Below are 21,989 nucleotides of genomic sequence, written 5' to 3' on the forward strand. Positions count from 1 at the left end.
ATCGAGAGATCAGGGCTTTTTCTTGTGCCGCGTCTACCGCTCAATCACAGCCCATTGGCTGCCTTGAACTCGCGACGGCGACGGTGAAGCACCGGCTCGGTGTAGCCGTTAGGCTGCTTCGTGCCTTCGACCACCAGTTCAACCGCCGCCTGGAAGGCGATGTTGCTGTCGAAGTCCGGCGCCAGCGGCCGGTACAGCGGGTCGCTGGCGTTCTGGCGGTCGACCACTGGTGCCATGCGCTTGAGACTTTCCATCACCTGGTCTTGCGTGACGATGTCATGGCGCAGCCAGTTGGCGATGTGCTGGCTGGAGATACGCAGCGTCGCACGGTCTTCCATCAGGCCGATGTCGTTGATGTCCGGCACCTTGGAGCAGCCGACGCCCTGGTCGATCCAGCGCACCACGTAGCCGAGGATGCCCTGGGCGTTGTTGTCCAGTTCGTGCTTGATCTGCTCCGGCGTCCAGCTCGGGTTGACCGCCAGCGGGATGGCCAGGATGTCGTCCACCGAAGCGCGGGTGCGCTTGGCCAGTTCGGCCTGGCGGGCGAACACGTCGACCTTGTGGTAGTGCAGCGCGTGCAGGGCGGCGGCGGTCGGTGAGGGAACCCACGCGGTGTTGGCGCCAGCCAGCGGATGAGCGATTTTCTGTTCGAGCATCGCTGCCATCAGGTCCGGCATCGCCCACATGCCCTTGCCGATTTGTGCGCGACCTTGCAGGCCGGTGCTCAAGCCGATATCGACGTTCCAGTTTTCATAGGCGCCGATCCACTTCTCGGCTTTCATGTCAGCCTTGCGCACCATCGGGCCGGCTTCCATGGAGGTGTGGATTTCATCGCCGGTGCGGTCGAGGAAGCCGGTGTTGATGAACACCACGCGCTCGCTCGCCGCCTTGATGCAGGCCTTGAGGTTGACCGTGGTACGGCGCTCCTCGTCCATGATCCCGACTTTCAGGGTATTGCGCGGCAGGTTCAGCACGTCTTCGACGCGACCGAACAATTCGTTGGTGAACGCCGCTTCTTCCGGCCCGTGCATCTTCGGCTTGACGATGTACACCGAACCGGTGCGGCTGTTGCGGCGCGAGGTGTTGCCGTTGAGGCTGTGGATCGCTGCAAGACTGGTCACCAGGCCGTCGAGGATACCTTCCGGCACCTCGTTGCCGTCCCTGTCCAGGATCGCGTCGATGGTCATCAGGTGGCCGACGTTACGCACGAACAGCAGCGAACGGCCGTGCAGGGTCACGCCTGAGCCGTCGACGGCGGTGTAGACGCGGTCGGGGTTCATGGTCCGGGTAAACGTCTGGCCGCCCTTGGCGACTTCTTCCGACAGGTCGCCCTTCATCAGGCCGAGCCAGTTACGGTAGATCACTACCTTGTCATCTGCGTCGACGGCGGCGACCGAGTCTTCACAGTCCATGATGGTGGTCAGCGCGGCCTCCATCAGGATGTCCTTCACGCCGGCGGCGTCGGTTTGGCCGACTGGGGTGCTGGCATCGATCTGGATTTCGAAGTGCAGGCCGTTATGCTTCAGCAAAACTGCGGTGGGGGCCGAAGTCTCGCCTTGGAAACCGATCAGTTGGGCGTCATCGTGCAGGCCGCTGTTGCTGCCGCCCTTGAGGGTGATCACCAGTTTGCCGTCGACGATCTTGTACGCGGTGGAATCGACATGGGAGCCGGCCGCCAGCGGCGCGGCTTCGTCGAGGAAGGCGCGGGCGAAGGCGATGACTTTGTCGCCGCGCACCTTGTTGTAGCCTTTGCCTTTTTCCGCGCCGTCGGCTTCGCTGATGGCGTCGGTGCCATACAGCGCGTCATACAACGAACCCCAGCGGGCGTTCGAGGCGTTGAGGGCGAAGCGGGCATTCATCACCGGCACGACCAGTTGCGGACCGGCCATGCGCGCGATTTCATCGTCGACGTTTTGCGTCGTGGCCTGGAAATCCGCGGCTTCTGGCAGCAGGTAACCAATGTCTTGCAGGAACGCTTTGTAAGCCACGGCGTCATGGGCCTGGTCGGCACGAGCCTGGTGCCAGGCATCGATCTGTGCCTGGAAATCGTCGCGTTTGGCGAGTAGGGCTTTGTTCGTCGGAGCCAGGTCATGAATGACCTTGTCGGCGCCGGCCCAGAACGCGTCGGCGGTGAGGCCGGTTCCGGGAATGGCTTCGTTATTCACGAAGTCGAACAGGACTTTGGCGACCTGCAGGCCACCGACTTGAACGTGTTCAGTCATTGCTTGCCTCACTCTGCTCAGCTATTTCGCTTTTCAGCTCTTCGATTTTGATAATGAAGCCTCGGGACATTTAAACCACAAACCCCGGAACCAGTACATGCCATCGCTGGCGGCTGGGTGTTCAAGCCTTGCTGACGGGGCTATTCAGGGATGCGACTGGCCTTAAGCAGACATAGGTACAACCGGTGTATCGCGGTTATGTAGTGCGCGCTGCGGAATACTACATGATCAATTGCGGTTGTGAAAATCAGACTAATTGCGTCGTTCCGCGACCGATTAAAGCAGTACAGTCACGGCGCGGCACCGAATGTTCTCAAAAAACAGTCAGATTGTTCCAGATAAATCTTTTTAACTGTACACATTATCTGCTGAGAAGGCCCTGCCGGCCTAATCCGCAGCGCTGCCTATACTGTGTCATCCACCCCACAGAGGCTGTGCCATGGACCACCTTGTCATCACTGTTTTTGCACCGGACAAGCCGGGGCAGGTCGAGCGTATCGCTGAGTGCATTGCCGAGCACGGCGGTAACTGGCTGGAAAGCCGCATGTCGCACTTGGCCGGGCAGTTCGCCGGGATCCTGCGCCTCAGCGCTCCGGCCGAGTCTCATGAAGCACTGATCGAAGCCTTGCACGGACTATCGGCCCGCGGCATTCGGGTGCTGATCGCGGAAAATCCAATAGAAGAGTCCTGTACCTGGAAACCCATCGCCATGGAGCTGGTGGGCAACGATCGTCCCGGCATCGTGCGCGACATCACTCGCCTTCTGAGCGAGCAGGGCGTGAACGTCGAGCGACTGGTGACCCATGTTCGACCCGCACCGATGAGCAGCGAATTGCTGTTTCATGCCGAGGCGATTCTTGGCGTGCCTTTGACCTTGTCGCTGGATATGTTGCAGGAACGCTTGGAAACGCTGGCCGATGAGCTGATGGTCGAACTGAAACTGAACGACGAAAGCTGATGCTGGTTATCCAAGGAAACGTTGCGCCTGCCTGTGGATAACCTGTAGAGACCCGCCGCCAGCCCAGGCCCGCCGGGCCTTAGCGGGTAATGGTCAAAAAATCGCCAATTTTCAAGGGCTTGTGCACAAACGGCGGGGATCACGTTGTGGATAACCTTGGGAAAGATAAACGCAGGCCACGCCAGACGTGGCCTGTAGACATTTGTGCAATTTATGATCAGTTGCGCCGGCGCATACTCATCACTGCGTCCACGCTGTACACCGCCAGGCCGGCCCAGATGAACAGGAACGCGACCAGGGTGCTGGAGGACAAATGTTCATCGAAAAACAGCACCGCGAGCAGCAGCACTAGCGTCGGCGCGATGTACTGCAAGAAGCCCAGCGTGGTGTAGGGCAAGTGTCGTGCCGCTGCGTTGAAGCACACCAACGGTACGAGCGTCACCGGGCCGGCCGCCACCAGCCACCAGGCTTCGGAAGTCGTCCAGAACACCGCTTGGGCGCTGGTGGCTGCTGGATTGAGCAACAGCCAGGCGACAGCAATCGGTACGAGCATCCAGGTTTCCACCACCAGCCCAGGCAATGCCTTCACCGGCGCCTGCTTGCGGATCAACCCGTAGAAGCCAAAGGTCAACGCCAGCATCAGCGACACCCACGGCAGGCTGCCCACCTGCCAGACCTGCTGTGCTACGCCGAGCGCTGCCAACCCGACCGCCACCCATTGCATGCGCCGCAAGCGCTCGCCGAGGATCAGCATGCCCAGCAGCACGTTGACCAGCGGGTTGATGTAATAGCCCAGGCTGGCTTCGAGCATCCGCCCGTTGTTCACCGCCCAGACATAGGTCAGCCAGTTGGCGGCAATCAGCGTGCCACTCAGGGCAAGGATCGCCAGGCGACGCGGATTGTCGCGCAATTCACGCCACCAGCCCGGGTGTTTCCAGACCATCAACAAGACCGCGCCGAACAGGGCGGACCAGAGCACTCGATGGATTATGATTTCCACCGAGGGCACGTTAGCGATGGCTTTGAAGTAAATCGGGAACAGGCCCCAGATAATGTAGGCGCTCAGGCCCAGGATATACCCGCGACGCGGGTTGGCGGCTTGCATGCAGAGTCCTTGCTTAGGCAGCTAACAAAAGCATGATTGTAAGGAGATTTATCTGATAACGCTGCTGGCCTTTTCGAGCGATGGACGTCAGAACAACTTCAGCGGCTCTTCGTTGAGCGCCGCCAGTTGTTCGCGCAACGCCAGTACCTGATCGCCCCAATAACGCTCGCTGCCGAACCAAGGGAAGCTGCGGGGAAACGCCGGATCGTCCCAGCGGCGGGCCAGCCAGGCGCTGTAGTGCATCAGTCGCAGGGCGCGCAGGGGTTCGATCAGGGCCAGTTCGCGCGGGTCGAAGTCGTGGAACTCTCGATAGCCGTCCATCAGTTCCGACAGCTGCCCCAGGCATTCCTGACGGTCCCCGGCGAGCATCATCCACAGGTCCTGTACCGCGGGGCCCATGCGGCAGTCGTCCAGGTCGACGATGTGGAACACCTCGTCGCGACACATCATGTTGCCCGGGTGGCAGTCGCCGTGCATGCGGATGTTCTGGTGGGGCGTAGCGGCGTAGACATCTTCGACACGCTTGAGCAGATCCCTGGCCACTGACTCGTAGGCCGGCAGCAGGCTGCGGGGGACGAAACCGCTTTGCAGCACAGTCGCCAATGAGTCATGACCGAAGTTTTTCACGCCCAGGGCTTCTCGATGCTCGAACGGACGAGTCGCCCCGATCGCATGCAGACGGCCGAGCAACTGGCCCAGGCGATAGAGCTGGTCAAGGTTGCCCGGCTCCGGCGCACGGCCGCCGCGACGGGGAAACAGGGTGAAACGAAACCCGGCGTGTTCGTGCAGGCTTTCGCCGTTGTGGATCAGCGGCGCCACCACCGGCACTTCGCAGTCGGCCAGCTCGAAAGTGAACCGGTGTTCTTCCAGGATCGCTTCGTTGGTCCAGCGCTGCGGGCGATAGAACTTGGCGATCAGTGGCTCGGCGTCTTCGATGCCGACCTGATACACGCGGTTTTCGTAGCTATTGAGGGCCAACACGCGGGCGTCGCTGAGGAAGCCAATGCTCTCGACGGCATCGAGGACGAGGTCGGGCGTGAGGGTTTCAAACGGATGGGACATGCTGACTCCTGCGCAGCGGCAGGGCTGCCGCGTCCGACCCAGCATCTTAGCGTAAAGCAGTCCCGATTGATCGGTGGGCGTTAAATCGCTCTTCGCAGCGAGGGAGCGAGCTCCCTCGCCGCGAAGTGTCAGGCGCCGATGACTCCGCCATCTTCCCGGGTAATGATCATTACCGAAGACCGCGGCTTGCCATTAGGCAAGTGCTCGGGGAATGTCGAACCACCGTTTTCGCCAGGGTGCTGGATCCCGACGAACATCGTCTTGTAGTCCGGCGCGAAGCTGATGCCGGTCACTTCGCAACCCACGGGGCCGACCATGAAGCGGCGGATTTCGCCGCTGTCCGGGTCAGCGCAGAGCATCTGGTTGTTGCCCATGCCAGCGAAGTCCCCAGCGTTGCTGGAATCGCCGTCAGTCTGGATCCAAAGCCGTCCGGCCTTGTCGAAGCCCAGGCCGTCGGGGCTGTTGAACATGTTCTGGGCGTTGACGTTGGACGAGCCGGCTTTTGGCGTGCCGGCGTGTACCGTCGGGTTGCCGGCGACCACGAACAGATCCCAGTCAAAAGAGTTGGACGCATGATCGTCGCGCTCGGTGCGCCAGCGCAGGATCTGTCCGTAGACGTTCTTGGCCCGAGGGTTCGGCCCATCCACCGGTTGGCCGTCTTCGCCGCGCTTGGCGTTGTTGGTCAGGGTGCAATAGACCTGGCCGTCTTTCGGGCTGACCACGATCCACTCCGGACGGTCCATGCGAGTCGCGCCGACGGCACTGGCGGCCAAGCGCGCATGGATCAGCACGTGCGCCTGATCGGGGAAACCTTTGCCGGCGTCGAGGCCATTCTTGCCGTGGGTCAATTCGATCCACTGGCCCTTGCCTTTCGGATGGTCCGGATTGCCGTCGCCGGCATCGAAGCGCGCCACGTACAAGGTGCCGTGGTCCAACAGGTCGCGGTTGGCCTTGGCGTTGCCGTGGTCGATGCGCTGGCGGCTGATGAATTTGTAGATGAATTCACCACGCTCGTCATCGCCCATGTACACCACGGCGCGACCGTCGTGAGTCTGCGCCAGGGCAGCGTTTTCGTGCTTGAAGCGGCCCAGGGCGGTGCGTTTCACCGGGGTGGACTTTGGATCGAACGGGTCGATTTCCACCACCCAGCCGTGGCGATTGAGTTCGTTGGGGTTCTTCGCCAGGTCAAAACGCGGGTCATGCAGGTGCCAGTTGATTTCGCGACTGGTGAGGGTGGCGCCATAGCGTTTTTGCGCGTCGTCGAATTTCAGGTCGGCGTCGCTGCTACCGAAGCAGTCGGTGAAGTTTTCTTCACAGGTCAGGTAAGTGCCCCATGGCGTCATGCCGTTGGCGCAGTTCTGGAAAGTCCCCAGCGCGTTCTTGCCGCTCTTGTCGGCGCTCGTTTTCAGCAGGTCGTGGCCGGCTGCCGGGCCGCCCAGGCGAATCGGCGTGTTGCCGTGGATCCTGCGGTTGTAGCGTGAGTCCTGGACGAACTGCCACTGGCCTCGACGACGCTGGATCTCGATCACCGACACGCCTTCGCTGGCCTGGGCCTTGTGGACTTCTTCGCTCGACTGCGGCTGGCCGCCGTGGGGGAAAAGGTAGCGGTAGTTGGTGTATTCGTTGTTGATTGCCATCAGCGCCCGGTTGTTGTCGCCGGGAAATGGAAAGAGGCTCATGCCGTCGTTGTTGTCGCCAAATTGCATTTCCTGGGCGCGGGCGGTGCCGTTGCCGCTTGGGTCGAATGCCGGCGCATTTTTTTGCAGCGGCTGGCCCCAGCTGATCAGCACCGAAGCCTTGTAGCCTGACGGCAGTGTGATGGTGTCGGTGGTTGCGGCAGCGATGCTGTCGAAGCCCAGCATGCTTTTGTTGCCTTCGCTCACGGCGGCGGCCATGACGCTGCGACTCAGCAGGTTGCCGCCCAGGAACATCGCCGCGCCGCACAGGGCGCCGGCGCCGATGAAGCGACGACGGCTCATGCCGACGATTTTTTCCAGGTCGGTGGATTGGTTTTCTTCTAATAGGCTCATCGGGAGGCTCCCTGCTGGTTTTGGCAGTCACCTTAAAGCGGGCACATGAAGCTTTTGTTTCAGGGCACTAAAGCGGTGTGCCAAGCAGCACGTTTGACGGCGAAAACCGCACCTGAACCGGGGAGCCGGCGGCCAGGTTTCGCTCGCTTAACTGGAGCGGGGCGGCCAGGGCGCATAGCGTCTGTCCGTTGGGCAAGCCAATGCGCACTTCGCTGGGGCCGTCTTCGGCGGCGGCGATGTGCTCGATTACGCCTGGCAAACTGTTGATCTGCGGATGGCCTGGCTGATCGGCGGGATAAAGCTCCAGCCAGCCGGCCTTGATCAATGCAACCACTTCGGCGCCGATCTCCAACTCCAGGCGCAGCGTACTGTCACGGGTGATCTGCGCTTCGATGAGCAACCCTCGCGCCAGTTCCAGGCGTATCCGGTCGTTGTGCCCGTGGGCCTCGATGCGTACGACTTTGCCGTGCAGTTGGTTGCGGGCGCTGGTGCGCAACATCAGACGGCTGAGCAGACCCAGGTCGCCCGCGTCTTCGCTGGCTTCCAGCAGTTGCGCCTGCAACGCTTGCAGGCGCTGGTAAAGGCGCAGCACGCGCCGGCCCTCTTCGGACAATTTCGCGCCGCCGCCGCCCTTGCCACCGACGCTGCGTTCGACCAACAGCTGATCCGCAAGGTTGTTCAGCTCATCGATCGCATCCCATGCTGCCTTGTAGCTCAGCCCGGCGCTTTTCGCGGCCCGGGTGATCGAGCCCTGTTCGGCAATGTGCTGCAACAGGGCGATGCGTTGTGGCCGGCGGGCGATGTGCTGGGTCAGAAGCGTGGGCAATGACATGACGGAAACTGTGCGCAGGGGGCGATGTGCCGACGTTGGCTCCTCGGCCGCCGCGCGTCAAGCCGGGTCGCCGGGTTTCGGTGTTCGCGCCAGGCAGTAGACATCGACCCGTGCGGCACCGGCATCGAGCAGCAGGCGCGCCAATGTCTCAGCCGTGGCGCCAGTGGTGAGTACATCGTCCACCAGCGCCAGGTGCCGATTCTTGAATAACGCGTCGGGCATCAACGCGAAGGCCTGGCGCAGATTCCGACGCCTGGCCCGGGCGTCCAGGGCTTGTTGCGCGGGCGTGTCCTGAACGCGCAGCAGCAGGTTCTCTTCGCAAGGGATCTGCAGCGGCCCGCTGAGCCAACGGGCCAACAGCGTCGCCTGATTGAAACCCCGCTGGCGCAAACGTCGGGTTGCCAGCGGCACCGGCACCAGCGCATCGGGACGCTCCAGCCCTTCGTCGAAATGGTGCTGCAGTGATTGCGTGAGCAATTCGCCGAGCAACCGGCCCAGCGGCCACTTCGCCTGATGCTTGAAGCGGGTGATCAGGCTGTCCACCGGAAAATCGTAGGCCCACGGCGCCAGGACGCGCTCGTAGGCAGGGGCGCGTGTGGCGCATTGTGCGCAACGCAGCCCGGTCGTGGGCAGCGCAAGGGCACATACGCTGCATTGGCCGCCGAGCCAGGGCAGCTCGCTTTCGCAAGGGGTGCAGATCGGCTGTGGCGTATCGGTGCTCTCGCCACACAGCAGGCAGGATTGTTTGTTTTTTAACCAGATGTAAACCGGTCCTTTGGCTCGTGGTTGACAGCGCATGACTCTTCCTTAAATATGCCGAACATCCGTGTCGCGCCTGTGGGTATTCCATGCCCCAGGTGCCAGCCAAGCATAATCAAGGAAATGCCCATGAGCGCCAGCACCACTGCCAACCTGCGTCATGACTGGTCTTTGGCCGAAGTCAAAGCACTCTTCGTCCAGCCGTTCAATGACCTGCTATTCCAGGCGCAGACCGTGCACCGCGCGCACTTCGACGCCAACCGCGTCCAGGTTTCCACGCTGCTGTCGATCAAGACGGGTGCTTGCCCGGAAGATTGCAAATATTGTCCGCAGTCCGGCCACTACAACACCGGGCTGGAAAAAGAGAAGCTGCTGGAGGTGCAGAAGGTCCTCGAGGAGGCCGCGCGCGCCAAGGCCATCGGTTCGACCCGGTTCTGCATGGGCGCCGCTTGGAAGCACCCCTCCGCCAAGGACATGCCTTACGTATTGGAGATGGTCAAAGGCGTGAAAGCCATGGGCCTGGAAACCTGCATGACCCTTGGTCGCCTCGACCAGGAGCAGACCGAAGCGCTGGCCCAGGCCGGCCTGGATTACTACAACCACAACCTCGACACCTCGCCTGAGTTCTACAGCAGCATCATCACCACCCGCACCTACAGCGAGCGTCTGCAGACCCTGGCCTACGTGCGTGACTCGGGGATGAAGATCTGCTCCGGCGGGATCCTGGGCATGGGCGAGTCTCTGGATGACCGCGCCAATCTGTTGATCCAGTTGGCGAACCTGCCGGAGCATCCGGAGTCGGTGCCGATCAACATGCTGGTGAAAGTCGCCGGCACGCCGCTTGAGAACGCCGAAGACATCGATCCGTTCGATTTCATCCGCATGCTCGCCGTAGCGCGGATCCTGATGCCCCAGTCCCATGTACGGCTGTCCGCTGGTCGTGAAGCGATGAACGAGCAGATGCAGGCACTGGCGTTTTTTGCTGGCGCCAACTCGATTTTCTACGGTGACAAGTTGCTGACCACCGCCAATCCGCAGGCGGACAAGGACATGCAGTTGTTCGCGCGCCTGGGCATCCAGCCCGAAGCCCGCGAAGAACACGCCGACGAAGTGCACCAGGCCGCTATCGAGCAGGCGCTGGTGGAGCAGAAGAGCAGCGAGCAGTTCTACAACGCAGCGGTTTGAGTGGATGCATAACCCAGTGGGAGCAAGCCGCTCCCATTGGGATCTTTCCAGCCTTTGAATAACGGTTCACCCGAGGCCTGCATGCCCTTCGATCTCGCCGCACGCCTGGCTGCCCGTCGTGCCGAAAATCTTTATCGCCAGCGCCCGCTGCTCGAAAGTCCCCAGGGGCCGGAAGTGGTGGTGGACGGCCAATCGTTGCTGGCGTTCTGCAATAACGATTACCTCGGCCTGGCCAATCACCCCCAGGTCATCGAAGCCTGGCGCGCCGGGGCGTCTCGTTGGGGCGTGGGCGGTGGCGCCTCGCACCTGGTGGTTGGCCACAGCGGACCGCATCACGCTTTGGAGGAGGCCCTGGCCGACTTGACCGGGCGGCCGAGGGCGCTGTTGTTCACCACCGGATACATGGCCAATCTTGGCGCCGTGACCGCATTGGTCGGGCAGGGCGATACGGTGCTGGAAGATCGTCTTAACCACGCTTCGTTGCTTGACGCCGGGCTGTTGTCCGGAGCCCGTTTCAACCGTTATCTGCACAACGATGCCCAAAGCCTGGCTAACCGTCTGGAAAAGGCCGTCGGCAATACGCTGGTAGTTACCGATGGCGTGTTCAGCATGGACGGCGACATCGCCGATCTGCCGGCCCTGGCCCGCGAAGCCAGGGCCAAAGGGGCGTGGCTGATGGTCGATGATGCGCACGGTTTCGGCACGCTAGGCGCCACCGGCGGCGGTGTCGTCGAACATTTCGGCTTGAGCCAGGACGACGTGCCGGTGCTGGTCGGCACGCTGGGCAAGGCGTTCGGCACCGCTGGTGCCTTTGTAGCCGGTAGCGAGGAACTGATCGAAAGCCTGATCCAGTTCGCACGGCCTTATATCTACACCACCAGCCAGCCGCCGGCATTGGCCTGCGCCACCCTCAAGAGTCTTGAATTGCTGCGCAGCGAACGTTGGCGGCGCGAGCACTTGCAGGTGCTGATCCGCCAGTTCCGCCTGGGTGCCGAGCAGATCGGCCTGCAATTGATGGACAGCTTCACGCCGATCCAGCCCATTCTGATCGGTGACGCGGGGCGGGCTATGCGCTTGTCGAAAATGCTGCAAGAGCGGGGGCTGATGGTCACGGCGATCCGCCCACCGACCGTGCCGGCCGGCAGCGCCCGTTTACGGGTAACCCTGACCGCTGCCCACAGCGAAGCTCAGGTGCAACTATTGTTAGAGGCACTGGCCGAGTGTGTTGCCCGGCTGGGACCGGAGCCAAGTGATGCGTGATCGACTGATTTTGTTGCCTGGCTGGGGGCTGGGCATTTCGCCGCTCGAACCTCTTGCGGCGGCGCTACGAGGGCTCGACGAGCACTTGCAGGTGGAAATCGAGCCCTTGCCTGCACTGGCATCGAGCGACCTCGATGAATGGCTCGATGAGCTGGATGCCACCTTGCCCCAGGATGCCTGGCTGGGCGGCTGGTCCCTGGGCGGTATGTTGGCATCGGAACTGGCGGCGCGCCGGGGCGAGCGCTGCTGCGGCCTGTTGACCCTGGCGAGCAATGCTTCTTTCGTGGCCCACGAACAATGGCCGAGCGCGATGGCCGGCGAGACCTTCGATGGATTTCTTGCCGGATGTGCCGCCGACCCGCGCCAGACGCTCAAGCGCTTCAGCTTGCTGTGTGCCCAAGGGTGCAGCGACCCGCGTGGGTTGTCGCGGTTGTTGCTCGCCGGTGCACCGACCACGTCGCCCGATGGCTTGATGGCCGGGCTCGAACTGCTGGCGCAACTCGACACCCGCGTTGCGTTGCAGGGCTTTCGCGGCCCGCAATTGCATCTGTTTGCCGGCCTCGACGCCTTGGTACCGGCCGAAGCGGCCGGTGATTTGCTGGCGTTACTGCCGGATGTCGAAATCGGTCTGATTGAACAGGCCGGTCACGGATTCCTTCTGGATGATCCCCACGGCGTGGCGGGGGCGATCCAGGCTTTTTTGCATGAGTTCGGTGATGACTGATTTGGCTGCTGTGAAACTCCCCGGTGCCTTACCGGATAAACGTCAGGTGGCGGCCTCGTTTTCCCGAGCGGCGGCCAGCTATGACAGCGTCGCGCAATTGCAGCGTGATGTGGGCTGGCAATTACTCGGGTGTTTGCCGTCGTCATTCAAACCGGGGCGCTGGATGGATCTGGGGTGCGGCACGGGTTATTTCACCCGGGCGCTGGGCGCGCGCTTCGGCGTGGCGACCGGCTTGGCGCTGGATATCGCCGAGGGCATGCTCAACCATGCTCGCCCCCAAGGCGGTGCGGCGCATTTCATCGCCGGCGACGCTGAGCGCTTGCCTTTGCAATCGGCGAGCTGCGAGCTGGTTTTCTCCAGCCTTGCGGTGCAATGGTGCGCCGATTTCGCCTCGGTGTTGAGCGAGGCCCATCGCGTCCTGAAACCGGGCGGAATGTTCGCTTTCACAAGTCTGTGTGTCGGCACACTGTACGAGCTGCGCGACAGCTGGCGGCAGGTGGATGGCCTGGTGCACGTCAACCGTTTCCGTCCATTCGAGACTTATCAACAGCTGTGCGCTACCAGCGGATTGAAGGTCGTCAGTCTTGAAAATCAGCCTCATGTATTGCATTACCCGGACGTGCGCGGCCTGACCCACGAGTTGAAAGCTTTGGGTGCGCATAATCTGAACCCTGGCCGCCCCGGTGGGCTGACGGGCAGGGCGAGGATCCTGGCGCTCATTGAAGCCTATGAACAGTTCCGTCAGGCCCAGGGTTTGCCGGCGACGTACCAAGTGGTCTACGCAGTTCTGGAGAAACCGCTATGAGCCAGGCTTATTTCATCACCGGCACCGACACCGACGTCGGCAAGACCACCGTTGCGGCGGGCCTGCTGCACGCTGCCCGGCAGGCCGGCATGAGCACGGCCGCGGGCAAACCCGTGGCCTCTGGCTGCGAAGTAACGCCCAAGGGCCTGCGCAACGCCGACGCGTTGGCGTTGCTGGCCGAGTGCTCGGTGCCGCTGACTTATGCACAAGTCAATCCGGTGGCACTGGAGCCAGCGATCGCGCCGCACCTGGCCGCCCGTGAAGCGGGCGTGGCGTTGACGGTGCAGTCGCTGCTCGGCCCGATGCGCGAGGTGCTGGCGCTGGACGCCGATTTCACCTTGATCGAAGGCGCGGGCGGTTGGCGTGTGCCGCTGTCTGGTCAGGACAATCTTTCCGACCTGGCCATAGCGCTGGGCCTGCCGGTCATTCTGGTGGTGGGCGTGCGGCTGGGTTGCATCAGCCACGCGTTGTTGACCGCCGAGGCGATCGCCCGTGACGGCCTGCAGCTGGCTGGTTGGGTGGCCAATATCATCGATCCGGCCACCTCGCGCCTGGAAGAGAACCTGGCGACCCTGGCCGAGCGACTTCCGGCGCCGTGCCTGGGCCGGGTGGCGCGAATTCAAAGCGTGACGGCCGAAGCGGTGGCCGCACACCTGCAACTGGATCTGCTGGACTGACACCGCGCCAAGGTTTTGCCTATGACGAGGCACAGTGCCATTAGTGTTTTTGTCGGGCCTTTTGCCGGTGCATCTGATTCAATGCCGATGTCGACCCTTCAAAAAGACGAGTCCTGCCATGGAAATCTCAGGAAACACCGCGTTCTATGCCGGTCTGAGCACGATTCAGACAGGACAGAACCGCGTCGATCTGGCGTCTGGCCAGATTGCCAACAATACGATTGAACGCTCGGTCACCAGTCAATCGTCCGAGCTTCAGGTGGATCGCCTACGTTCGGTGGATCGCAGCCAGCAATCGGATCTGGCCAGCAACATGGTCGATCTGGCCCAGGGCAAGTTCCAAGTGCAATTGGGTGTGAACGTTGCGAAGGCTTCCGACGAAATGCTCGGAACGTTGATTGATACATTCGCCTGATCCGTTCTTCCTGCTTTGCCAAAGCGCCGCGATTATTCGCGGCGTTTTCGTCTGTAACCCCCTCTTCCTCAACTAATCTTTCCCCTGCGTGTTCCGGGCCTGCTTCCTGGCGACGGATTCTGTCGCCTGCCGTTGCGGCGAGACGATGACGAACGGCAAAAGATCGACGCTTGACAAGCTTTGGGCGTAAACGTATGTTTCAAACAACTGTTTGACCGCTACAACAAATCCACGCGGTCGCTCATCCCCGGTTACATCAGCAGAGGTTTATTGCTATGCCTGACTACAAGGCCCCCTTGCGTGATATTCGCTTCGTTCGTGACGAACTGCTCGGCTACGAAGCGCATTATCAGAGCCTTCCGGCTTGCCAGGACGCAACTCCGGACATGGTTGACGCCATTCTCGAAGAAGGCGCCAAGTTTTGTGAGCAGGTGCTGGCTCCGCTGAACCGCGTGGGTGACCTCGAAGGTTGCACCTGGAGCGAGTCCGGCGTGAAAACCCCGACCGGTTTCAAGGAAGCCTACAAGCAGTTCGTCGAAGGCGGCTGGCCAAGCCTGGCCCACGACGTCGAACATGGCGGCCAAGGCCTGCCGGAATCCCTGGGCTTGGCGGTCAGCGAAATGGTCGGCGAAGCCAACTGGTCGTGGGGCATGTACCCGGGCCTGTCCCATGGCGCGATGAACACGATTTCCGAGCACGGTACGCCTGAGCAGCAAGAGGCTTACCTGACCAAGCTGGTGTCCGGCGAATGGACCGGCACCATGTGCCTGACCGAACCCCACTGCGGCACCGACCTGGGCATGTTGCGCACCAAGGCCGAGCCTCAGGCCGACGGTTCCTACAAAGTCAGCGGCACCAAGATCTTTATCTCGGCCGGTGAACACGACATGGCCGACAACATTGTCCATATCGTTCTCGCACGCCTGCCGGATGCTCCGGCTGGCACCAAGGGGATTTCGCTGTTCATCGTTCCCAAATTCCTGCCGAACGCCGACGGTTCCATCGGTCAGCGCAACGCCGTGAGCTGCGGCTCGCTGGAACACAAGATGGGCATCCACGGCAACGCCACTTGCGTGATGAACTTCGACGCGGCCACCGGTTACCTGATCGGCCCGGCGAACAAAGGCCTGAACTGCATGTTCACCTTCATGAACACTGCACGCCTGGGCACCGCACTGCAAGGCCTGGCCCACGCCGAGATCGGCTTCCAGGGCGGCCTGAAATACGCTCGTGACCGCCTGCAAATGCGCTCCCTGACTGGCCCGAAAGCGCCGGACAAGGCTGCGGACCCGATCATCGTGCACCCTGACGTGCGTCGCATGCTGCTGACCATGAAGGCCTTCTCTGAAGGTAACCGGGCGATGGTGTACTTCACCGCCAAGCAGGTGGACATCGTCAAATACGGCGTGGATGAAGAGGAGAAGAAGAAGGCCGATGCGCTGCTGGCGTTCATGACGCCGATCGCCAAGGCGTTCATGACTGAAGTCGGCTTCGAAGCGGCCAACCACGGCGTGCAAATTTATGGCGGCCACGGCTTTATCGCCGAGTGGGGCATGGAGCAGAACGTGCGCGACAGCCGTATCTCGATGCTGTACGAAGGCACCACCGGCATCCAGGCCCTCGACCTGCTGGGCCGTAAAGTGTTGATGACCCAAGGCGAAGCACTCAAGGGCTTCACCAAGATCGTCCACAAGTTCTGCCAGGGCAACGAAGGCAACGAAGCCGTCAAGGAATTCGTCGAGCCGTTGGCTGCCTTGAACAAGGAATGGGGCGAGCTGACCATGAAAGTCGGTATGGCCGCCATGAAGGATCGCGAAGAAGTCGGTGCTGCCTCGGTGGACTACCTGATGTATTCCGGTTACGCCTGCCTGGCCTATTTCTGGGCCGACATGGCGCGCCTGGCGGCGGAGAAACTCGCAGCCGGCACCACCGAAGAAGCCTTCTATACCGCCAAGCTGCAGACCGCGCGCTTCTATTTCCAGCGCATCCTGCCGCGCACCCGCACCCACGTTGCGACCATGCTGTCAGGCGCCAATAACCTGATGGACATGAAGGAAGAGGATTTCGCGCTGGGTTACTAACGCCTACGCGAATCTCAGAAGCCGCTGCTCTTTCGGGAGCTGCGGCTTTTTTGTGCACGCTTGCTCAAGGATCTACGCAGACCCTGAAACATATTCATCCAACAGTGCCCTAAGAAAACTCCCGCCTCTGCCGTTACAGCGATGGCAGTGTGACATCTTTCACATCCCGCGTGCCTTAATGCTCCAGTTGCAGGCACAATGCCATCTTTGATCAGCCGGGTCGGAGCTTTACCCTTGCCGCGTTTTTCCGCAATGCGTTTCAGCCATTTCCTACCGTCGACAGTGCTATTGCTGGCGGGGCTGGCGGCTGCCTACGTCAAGGACCTCAACGTTTTCTTCACCTCCCTGTTCAACGTCCTTCCCACGTTGGTGCTGCTATTGGGGGGTGCGTACTGCGCGGTTTACCGACGTCAGCGTGAACTGTTTCTGATGGCAACGGTGTACATCGCCTATTTCCTGCTGGACACCCAGACCGATTTCTACCGCGATAACGGCAAGGTCCGCGAAGACGCGGCTGTGGTGTTCCATCTTGTCTGCCTGTTGCTACCGCTGTTGTTCGGGCTGTTCGCGGCGTGGCAGGAGCGTACTCACTTGTTCCAAGACATGGTGGCGCGTTTTGCGGTGCTACTGGCATTTGGTGGCGTGGCCTTGGCCTTGGAGCAGAGTTTCCCCCAAGCCTTGCTGCTGTGGCTCTCGGAGATCCGCTGGCCAGCGTTGCACGGCGCCTGGATGAGCCTGATCCAGCTGTCCTACCCGGTGTTCGCCGCTGCGTTCGTGCTGCTGGCCTGGCAATACTGGCGCAACCCGCGTCCTTTGCACGCGGCGCAACTGGTGGGATTGCTGGGGCTGTTCTGGATGCTGCCGAAGACATTCATCTTGCCGTTCACCCTGAACATCATGTGCAGCCAAGTGATGCTGATGATCGCCGCCGCGGTTGCCCATGAGGCGTATCAAATGGCGTTCCGCGACGAGCTCACCGGCCTGCCGGGCCGTCGGGCACTGAACGAACGCATGCAGCGCCTGGGACGCAACTATGTGCTGGCGATGAGTGACGTGGACCACTTCAAGAAATTCAACGACACCCACGGCCATGACGTGGGTGATCAGGTGCTGCGCCTGGTCGCCAGCAAATTGTCGAGGATCGGCGGTGGCGGTAGGGCGTATCGCTACGGCGGGGAAGAATTTGCCCTGGTGTTCGCAGGCAAGACCATCGATGAGTGCATGCCCCATCTGGAAGTCATCCGCCAGTCCATCGAGACGTATGCCATTCAGCTGCGCAACCCCGACAACCGTCCCCATGACGATCTACAGGGTCGCCAACGCCGCTCCGGCACCGGCGCTTCCAGCGTATCGGTGACGGTCAGCATCGGCGTCGCGGAACGCGTCGAACAGCGCACGCCCGAAGAAGTGCTCAAATCAGCCGACCAAGCGCTCTATAACGCCAAGGGAGCGGGGCGTAACTGTGTGATTGCCTTCGGGCAGAACCGGCGCGGCGCGGTGCGCATGGAGGCTGCCGCGGGTTGAGTGATGACGGCGCATTCAGCGTCTGGACTGTGATTGTGGGCCTTGATCGCCGGCAGTAGGTTGAAACGATCTGCTACCGGAGAAAACCACCATGCCCGAGTACAAAGCCCCCCTGCGCGACATGCGCTTTCTGATCGATCACGTCTTCGATTTCCATGGCCGCTACGCCGAGCTGGGCGCCAGCGATGCCAGCCCGGACATGGTCAGCGCGATCCTCGACGAAGGTGCCCGCTTCTGCGAGAACGTGCTGGCGCCGCTCAATCGTTCCGGTGACGAAGAGGGCTGCCATTTCGACAACGGCGTAGTCACCACGCCTACAGGTTTCAAGCAGGCTTTCGTACAGTATGTGGAGGGCGGCTGGCATGGCCTGGCGGCGGATCCAGCCTTCGGCGGTCAAGGCCTGCCCAGTTCCCTGGGCTTGGTCATCAGCGAAATGATCGGTTCAAGCAATACGTCCTGGGGCATGTACCCCGGCCTGACCCACGGCGCCATGTCTGCCATCCACGCCCATGGCACCAAGGAGCAGAAGCAGACCTACCTCAACAAGCTCACCGCCGGCCAGTGGACCGGCACCATGTGCCTGACCGAAGCTCATTGCGGCACCGACCTGGGAATCATCAAGACCCGCGCCGTGCCCCAGGCGGACGGCAGCTATGCGGTGACCGGCAGCAAGATATTCATCAGCGCCGGCGAGCACGACATGAGCGATAACATCATCCATCTGGTGCTCGCCAAGTTGCCGGATGCCCCCGCCGGGACCAAAGGCATCTCGTTGTTCATCGTTCCCAAGTTCCTGCCCGACGCCACGGGCGAAGCCGGGGAGCGCAATGGTGTTTCCTGCGGATCGATCGAACACAAGATGGGCATCAAGGCTTCGGCCACTTGCGTGCTGAACTTCGATGGGGCCAAGGGTTTCCTGATCGGCGAGCCGAACAAAGGCCTCAACTGCATGTTCACCATGATGAATCATGCTCGCCTCGGCACTGGCATGCAGGGCCTGTGCCTGGGTGAGGCGAGTTTCCAGGGTGCGATCAAATACGCCAACGATCGGCTGCAGATGCGTTCATTGACCGGCCCCAAGGCGCCGGAAAAAGCCGCCGATCCGATCATCGTCCATCCCGATGTGCGTCGGATGCTGCTGACTATGAAGGCCTTCAACGAAGGCAACCGGGCGCTGACGTATTTCACTGCGCAACTACTCGACACCGCGCACCTGAGCAACGACGAAAGCGCCCGCCAGGAAGCCGAAGACCTGCTGGCATTCCTCACGCCGATCTGCAAAGCCTTCATGACCGACACTGGCCTGGAGGTGACCAACCATGGCATGCAGGTCTTCGGTGGCCACGGCTTCATTCGCGAATGGGGCATGGAACAGCTGGTGCGCGACTGCCGCATCGCGCCGATCTATGAAGGCACCAATGGCATCCAGGCCTTGGACCTGCTGGGGCGCAAGGTCTTGGGCAGCCAAGGCAAGTTGCTGCGCGGCTTTACTAGGATTGTCCATAAGTTCTGCGTGGCCAACGTCGCCCACCCGCAGCTCAAGGATTACATTGCCCAGCTCGACGGGCTCAACCAGCAATGGGGCGAGCTGACGACTCAGGTCGGCATGGCGGCCATGAAAAACCCGGATGAGGTAGGGGCCGCGTCGGTGGATTACCTGATGTACAGCGGTTACATCATCCTGGCTTACCTTTGGTTGCGCATGGCATTGGTGGCGCAATCGCAACTGGATAACGGCAGTGGGGACGCAGATTTCTGCCGGGCCAAGTTGGCGACCTGTGAGTTTTATTTCAAGCGTCTGCTGCCACGTACAGCCGCCCATCGGGCCGCTATCGAGGCAGGAAGCGATTGTCTGATGAATTTGCCGGCGGAGCTGTTTGCCTTTTGAGCTTGTGACTATAAGTAGTGAAAAAGTCACAGGTTGACCCTATGTGTCTCAAAAGTTGTTGAGGTACACTCCGGATCACTGCGAGAGCCGTTTTCCTACGAACCAATTGTTTAGATCCTGCGAGGTTTGCCATGGCTGACTACAAAGCGCCCCTGCGCGATATGCGCTTCGTCCTCAATGAAGTGTTCGAGGTCACGAAACTCTGGGCTCAACTGCCGGCGTTGGCCGAAACCGTAGACGCTGAAACTGTCGAAGCGATTCTGGAAGAAGCCGGCAAGGTCACCAGCAAAAGCATCGCTCCCCTCAGCCGCGCGGCTGACGAAGAGGGTTGCCATTGGGTCGACGGTGCCGTCACGACGCCGGCAGGTTTCCCACAGGCTTATAAGACTTACGCTGAAGGCGGTTGGGTCGGTGTCGGTGGTGATCCCGCGTATGGCGGCATGGGGATGCCCAAGGCTGTTTCGGCCCAGGTCGAGGAAATGGTCAACTCCGCCAGCCTCTCCTTCGGGCTGTATCCGATGCTGACAGCCGGGGCCTGCCTATCGATCAACGCCCATGCCAGCGACGAATTGAAGGCGGCGTACCTGCCGAATATGTACGCGGGTATCTGGGCCGGCTCCATGTGCCTGACCGAGCCGCATGCCGGCACGGACCTGGGGATCATTCGCACCAAGGCTGAGCCCCAGGCCGATGGTTCCTACAAAGTCAGCGGCACGAAGATTTTCATCACCGGCGGCGAACACGACCTCACCGAGAACATCATTCACCTGGTGCTGGCAAAACTGCCGGACGCACCGGCAGGCCCGAAAGGCATCTCGCTGTTGCTGGTGCCCAAATTCATGGTCAATGCCGACGGCAGCCTGGGCGCGCGCAACGCGGCCAACTGTGGTTCGATCGAACATAAGATGGGCATCCAGGCCTCGGCCACCTGCGTGATGAACTTCGATGAAGCGGTGGGTTATCTGGTTGGCGAACCGAACAAAGGCCTCGCGGCGATGTTCACCATGATGAACTACGAGCGTCTGGGCGTTGGCATCCAGGGCTTGGCCACCGGCGAGCGCTCGTATCAGAACGCCATCGAATACGCCCGTGATCGACTGCAAAGCCGTTCGCCAACCGGCGCGCAGAACAAGGACAAGGTCGCCGACCCGATCATCGTCCACCCTGACGTGCGCCGCATGTTGCTCACCATGAAAGCCTCGAACGAAGGCGGTCGCGCATTCTCCACCTACGTGGCGATGCAACTGGACACCGCCAAGTTCAGCGAAGACCCGGGCACCCGCAAACGCGCCGAAGACCTGGTCGCCCTGCTGACGCCAGTGGCGAAGGCCTTTTTGACCGACCTCGGGCTGGAAACCACGGTCCATGGCCAGCAGATTTTCGGCGGCCACGGTTACATTCGTGAATGGGGCCAGGAACAACTGGTGCGCGATGTTCGCATCACCCAGATCTACGAAGGCACCAACGGTATCCAGGCGCTGGATCTGGTTGGGCGCAAGATCGTCGGCACCGGCGGGGCGTTCTATAGATTGTTTGCCGATGAAATCCGTCACTTCACCGCTAACGCGAGCAAAGACCTGGCGGAGTTTACCCAGCCATTGAACGATGCCGTCGGCACTCTGGACGAGATGACCGAGTGGTTGCTGGACCGGGCGAAAAACAACCCTAATGAGATTGGCGCGGCTTCGGTGGAGTACCTGCAGGCCTTCGGTTACACCGCCTATGCCTACATGTGGGCCTTGATGGCAAGAGCCGCCATGGGCAAGGAAGGCCAGGATGACTTCTATGCGAGCAAACTGGGCACGGCGCGATTCTACTTTGCCCGCTTGCTGCCACGTATTCACTCCCTGAGCGCCTCGGTGAAGGCCGGTAGCGAGTCGTTGTTCCTGCTGGAACCCGGTCAATTCTAAAATGTGACGTCATGTAAGCAAATGCTTACATGACGTGCTGGCAATTTCCCTCTACCGGCCGATTGGATCCAGGGCTAATCTAGCTTCCATGGACGTAGCGCAGGACGCGCAAGTAACAACACGGACACGTAGGATTCTGCCAGGAAGGCGGAGTGAAATGGATGTCAGGGAAACAGTCTGCAAAGCCCCGCTTCGGCGGGGTTTTCTTTTGTCCGCGTTTTTTGTCTTGTCCAAAGGCCCGTTCGGGCCGTCTCTGTGTCGACTCTCACTGAACCCTGACGAGTGGTCAGGTGTCCATGGGCTATATGGCAACGTGGCCATCGCCCATCAGGAGTTATTCATGGATTTCGTTCGCATCATCATCGCCATTCTGCTGCCACCGCTGGGTGTCTTCCTGCAAGTCGGGTTTGGCGGGGCATTCTGGCTGAATATTCTGCTGACTCTGTTGGGGTATATCCCCGGCATCGTGCATGCGGTGTACATCATCGCCAAGCGCTGAAGCTTTCCAAGGGAAGGACTCACTCTGTGGCGAGGGAGCCAACTGTCTTTAAC

18 protein-coding genes are annotated in these 21,989 nt (G+C 61.2%); 12 read left to right on the forward strand and 6 right to left on the reverse strand.

Features of this window, described 5'->3' with window-relative positions:
- Positions 1-44 precede the first annotated feature (44 nt).
- Complete coding sequence (locus J3P95_RS02630) at positions 45-2,222, reverse strand: malate synthase G (RefSeq protein ID WP_434560502.1); 2,178 nt, start codon at positions 2,220-2,222, stop codon at positions 45-47.
- A 439-nt stretch (positions 2,223-2,661) separates the two neighbouring features.
- On the opposite strand from J3P95_RS02630, the gene J3P95_RS02635 reads away from it, so the two are divergent.
- A complete protein-coding gene (locus J3P95_RS02635; RefSeq protein WP_434578813.1) occupies positions 2,662-3,180 on the forward strand; it encodes a glycine cleavage system protein R in 519 nt (172 codons plus the stop codon).
- 217 nt (positions 3,181-3,397) lie between these two features.
- Here J3P95_RS02635 and rarD read toward each other — a convergent pair whose 3' ends face one another.
- The 5 genes from rarD to J3P95_RS02660 all read right to left on the reverse strand — a co-directional run bounded on the left by rarD (position 3,398) and on the right by J3P95_RS02660 (position 9,007).
- Positions 3,398-4,285, reverse strand: a complete 888-nt coding sequence (rarD, locus tag J3P95_RS02640) for an EamA family transporter RarD (protein ID WP_434560506.1) — start codon at positions 4,283-4,285, stop codon at positions 3,398-3,400.
- Between the two features lie 87 nt (positions 4,286-4,372).
- Positions 4,373-5,347, reverse strand: a complete 975-nt coding sequence (locus tag J3P95_RS02645) for a serine/threonine protein kinase (protein WP_186612855.1) — start codon at positions 5,345-5,347, stop codon at positions 4,373-4,375.
- A 128-nt stretch (positions 5,348-5,475) separates the two neighbouring features.
- Positions 5,476-7,377, reverse strand: a complete 1,902-nt coding sequence (locus tag J3P95_RS02650; RefSeq protein WP_434560508.1) for a PhoX family protein — start codon at positions 7,375-7,377, stop codon at positions 5,476-5,478.
- 67 nt (positions 7,378-7,444) lie between these two features.
- The gene (locus J3P95_RS02655) at positions 7,445-8,209 is read right to left on the reverse strand and encodes a TOBE domain-containing protein (protein ID WP_434560510.1); all 765 of its coding nucleotides are present in this window, start codon (positions 8,207-8,209) and stop codon (positions 7,445-7,447) included.
- A gap of 57 nt (positions 8,210-8,266) precedes the next feature.
- Positions 8,267-9,007, reverse strand: a complete 741-nt coding sequence (locus tag J3P95_RS02660) for a ComF family protein (protein WP_434578810.1) — start codon at positions 9,005-9,007, stop codon at positions 8,267-8,269.
- A 90-nt stretch (positions 9,008-9,097) separates the two neighbouring features.
- Between J3P95_RS02660 and bioB the strand changes: the two genes are divergently transcribed.
- The 11 genes from bioB (at position 9,098) to J3P95_RS02715 (ending at position 21,936) form a co-directional block, all read left to right on the forward strand.
- A complete protein-coding gene (bioB, locus tag J3P95_RS02665; RefSeq protein ID WP_434560514.1) occupies positions 9,098-10,153 on the forward strand; it encodes a biotin synthase BioB in 1,056 nt (351 codons plus the stop codon).
- 81 nt (positions 10,154-10,234) lie between these two features.
- The gene (gene bioF / locus J3P95_RS02670) at positions 10,235-11,413 is read left to right on the forward strand and encodes an 8-amino-7-oxononanoate synthase (RefSeq protein WP_434578808.1); all 1,179 of its coding nucleotides are present in this window, start codon (positions 10,235-10,237) and stop codon (positions 11,411-11,413) included.
- Entirely contained in the window at positions 11,406-12,137 is a 732-nt protein-coding gene (locus J3P95_RS02675; protein WP_434560518.1) for an alpha/beta fold hydrolase, read from the forward strand. The genes bioF and J3P95_RS02675 overlap by 8 nt, the downstream gene beginning before the upstream one ends.
- Positions 12,130-12,942: a malonyl-ACP O-methyltransferase BioC gene (bioC, locus tag J3P95_RS02680; protein WP_434578806.1), complete on the forward strand. Its 813-nt coding sequence runs from the start codon at positions 12,130-12,132 to the stop codon at positions 12,940-12,942. The genes J3P95_RS02675 and bioC overlap by 8 nt, the downstream gene beginning before the upstream one ends.
- On the forward strand, positions 12,939-13,619 hold the full coding sequence (bioD, locus tag J3P95_RS02685; RefSeq protein ID WP_434560522.1) for a dethiobiotin synthase: 681 nt from the start codon (positions 12,939-12,941) through the stop codon (positions 13,617-13,619). Before bioC ends, bioD begins: the two co-directional genes overlap by 4 nt.
- Before the next feature lie 118 nt (positions 13,620-13,737).
- Positions 13,738-14,034 (forward strand): pyrroloquinoline quinone biosynthesis protein PqqE, encoded by a 297-nt coding sequence (locus tag J3P95_RS02690; RefSeq protein ID WP_434560524.1) that lies wholly within the window; start codon positions 13,738-13,740, stop codon positions 14,032-14,034.
- Positions 14,035-14,309: 275 nt separating this feature from the next.
- Positions 14,310-16,115, forward strand: a complete 1,806-nt coding sequence (locus J3P95_RS02695; RefSeq protein ID WP_434578803.1) for a phenylacyl-CoA dehydrogenase — start codon at positions 14,310-14,312, stop codon at positions 16,113-16,115.
- Positions 16,116-16,349: 234 nt separating this feature from the next.
- Positions 16,350-17,639: a diguanylate cyclase gene (locus J3P95_RS02700; protein WP_434578801.1), complete on the forward strand. Its 1,290-nt coding sequence runs from the start codon at positions 16,350-16,352 to the stop codon at positions 17,637-17,639.
- Positions 17,640-17,730: 91 nt separating this feature from the next.
- Positions 17,731-19,527 (forward strand): acyl-CoA dehydrogenase C-terminal domain-containing protein, encoded by a 1,797-nt coding sequence (locus tag J3P95_RS02705; protein WP_434578799.1) that lies wholly within the window; start codon positions 17,731-17,733, stop codon positions 19,525-19,527.
- Between the two features lie 131 nt (positions 19,528-19,658).
- Complete coding sequence (locus J3P95_RS02710) at positions 19,659-21,437, forward strand: acyl-CoA dehydrogenase C-terminal domain-containing protein (RefSeq protein ID WP_434578798.1); 1,779 nt, start codon at positions 19,659-19,661, stop codon at positions 21,435-21,437.
- 340 nt (positions 21,438-21,777) lie between these two features.
- Entirely contained in the window at positions 21,778-21,936 is a 159-nt protein-coding gene (locus J3P95_RS02715) for a YqaE/Pmp3 family membrane protein (RefSeq protein ID WP_186614268.1), read from the forward strand.
- The last annotated feature ends 53 nt before the right edge of the window (positions 21,937-21,989 follow it).

It is taken from the genome of Pseudomonas sp. Z5-35, from assembly GCF_051131945.1.
Classification (GTDB): Bacteria; Pseudomonadota; Gammaproteobacteria; order Pseudomonadales; family Pseudomonadaceae; genus Aquipseudomonas; species Aquipseudomonas marvdashtae.

Excerpts from the sequence above, each read along its gene's own strand:
- bioC (WP_434578806.1), top strand. The coding sequence starts at position 12,130 with ATGACTGATTTGGCTGCTGTGAAACTCCCCGGTGCCTTACCGGATAAA.
- J3P95_RS02715 (WP_186614268.1), top strand. The coding sequence starts at position 21,778 with ATGGATTTCGTTCGCATCATCATCGCCATTCTGCTGCCACCGCTGGGT.
- J3P95_RS02645 (WP_186612855.1), bottom strand. The coding sequence starts at position 5,347 with ATGTCCCATCCGTTTGAAACCCTCACGCCCGACCTCGTCCTCGATGCC.
- J3P95_RS02635 (WP_434578813.1), top strand. The coding sequence starts at position 2,662 with ATGGACCACCTTGTCATCACTGTTTTTGCACCGGACAAGCCGGGGCAG.
- J3P95_RS02690 (WP_434560524.1), top strand. The coding sequence starts at position 13,738 with ATGGAAATCTCAGGAAACACCGCGTTCTATGCCGGTCTGAGCACGATT.
- J3P95_RS02705 (WP_434578799.1), top strand. The coding sequence starts at position 17,731 with ATGCCCGAGTACAAAGCCCCCCTGCGCGACATGCGCTTTCTGATCGAT.
- J3P95_RS02650 (WP_434560508.1), bottom strand. The coding sequence starts at position 7,377 with ATGAGCCTATTAGAAGAAAACCAATCCACCGACCTGGAAAAAATCGTC.
- J3P95_RS02655 (WP_434560510.1), bottom strand. The coding sequence starts at position 8,209 with ATGTCATTGCCCACGCTTCTGACCCAGCACATCGCCCGCCGGCCACAA.
- rarD (WP_434560506.1), bottom strand. The coding sequence starts at position 4,285 with ATGCAAGCCGCCAACCCGCGTCGCGGGTATATCCTGGGCCTGAGCGCC.
- J3P95_RS02660 (WP_434578810.1), bottom strand. The coding sequence starts at position 9,007 with ATGCGCTGTCAACCACGAGCCAAAGGACCGGTTTACATCTGGTTAAAA.
- bioF (WP_434578808.1), top strand. The coding sequence starts at position 10,235 with ATGCCCTTCGATCTCGCCGCACGCCTGGCTGCCCGTCGTGCCGAAAAT.
- J3P95_RS02695 (WP_434578803.1), top strand. The coding sequence starts at position 14,310 with ATGCCTGACTACAAGGCCCCCTTGCGTGATATTCGCTTCGTTCGTGAC.
- J3P95_RS02630 (WP_434560502.1), bottom strand. The coding sequence starts at position 2,222 with ATGACTGAACACGTTCAAGTCGGTGGCCTGCAGGTCGCCAAAGTCCTG.
- bioB (WP_434560514.1), top strand. The coding sequence starts at position 9,098 with ATGAGCGCCAGCACCACTGCCAACCTGCGTCATGACTGGTCTTTGGCC.
- J3P95_RS02710 (WP_434578798.1), top strand. The coding sequence starts at position 19,659 with ATGGCTGACTACAAAGCGCCCCTGCGCGATATGCGCTTCGTCCTCAAT.
- bioD (WP_434560522.1), top strand. The coding sequence starts at position 12,939 with ATGAGCCAGGCTTATTTCATCACCGGCACCGACACCGACGTCGGCAAG.
- J3P95_RS02675 (WP_434560518.1), top strand. The coding sequence starts at position 11,406 with ATGCGTGATCGACTGATTTTGTTGCCTGGCTGGGGGCTGGGCATTTCG.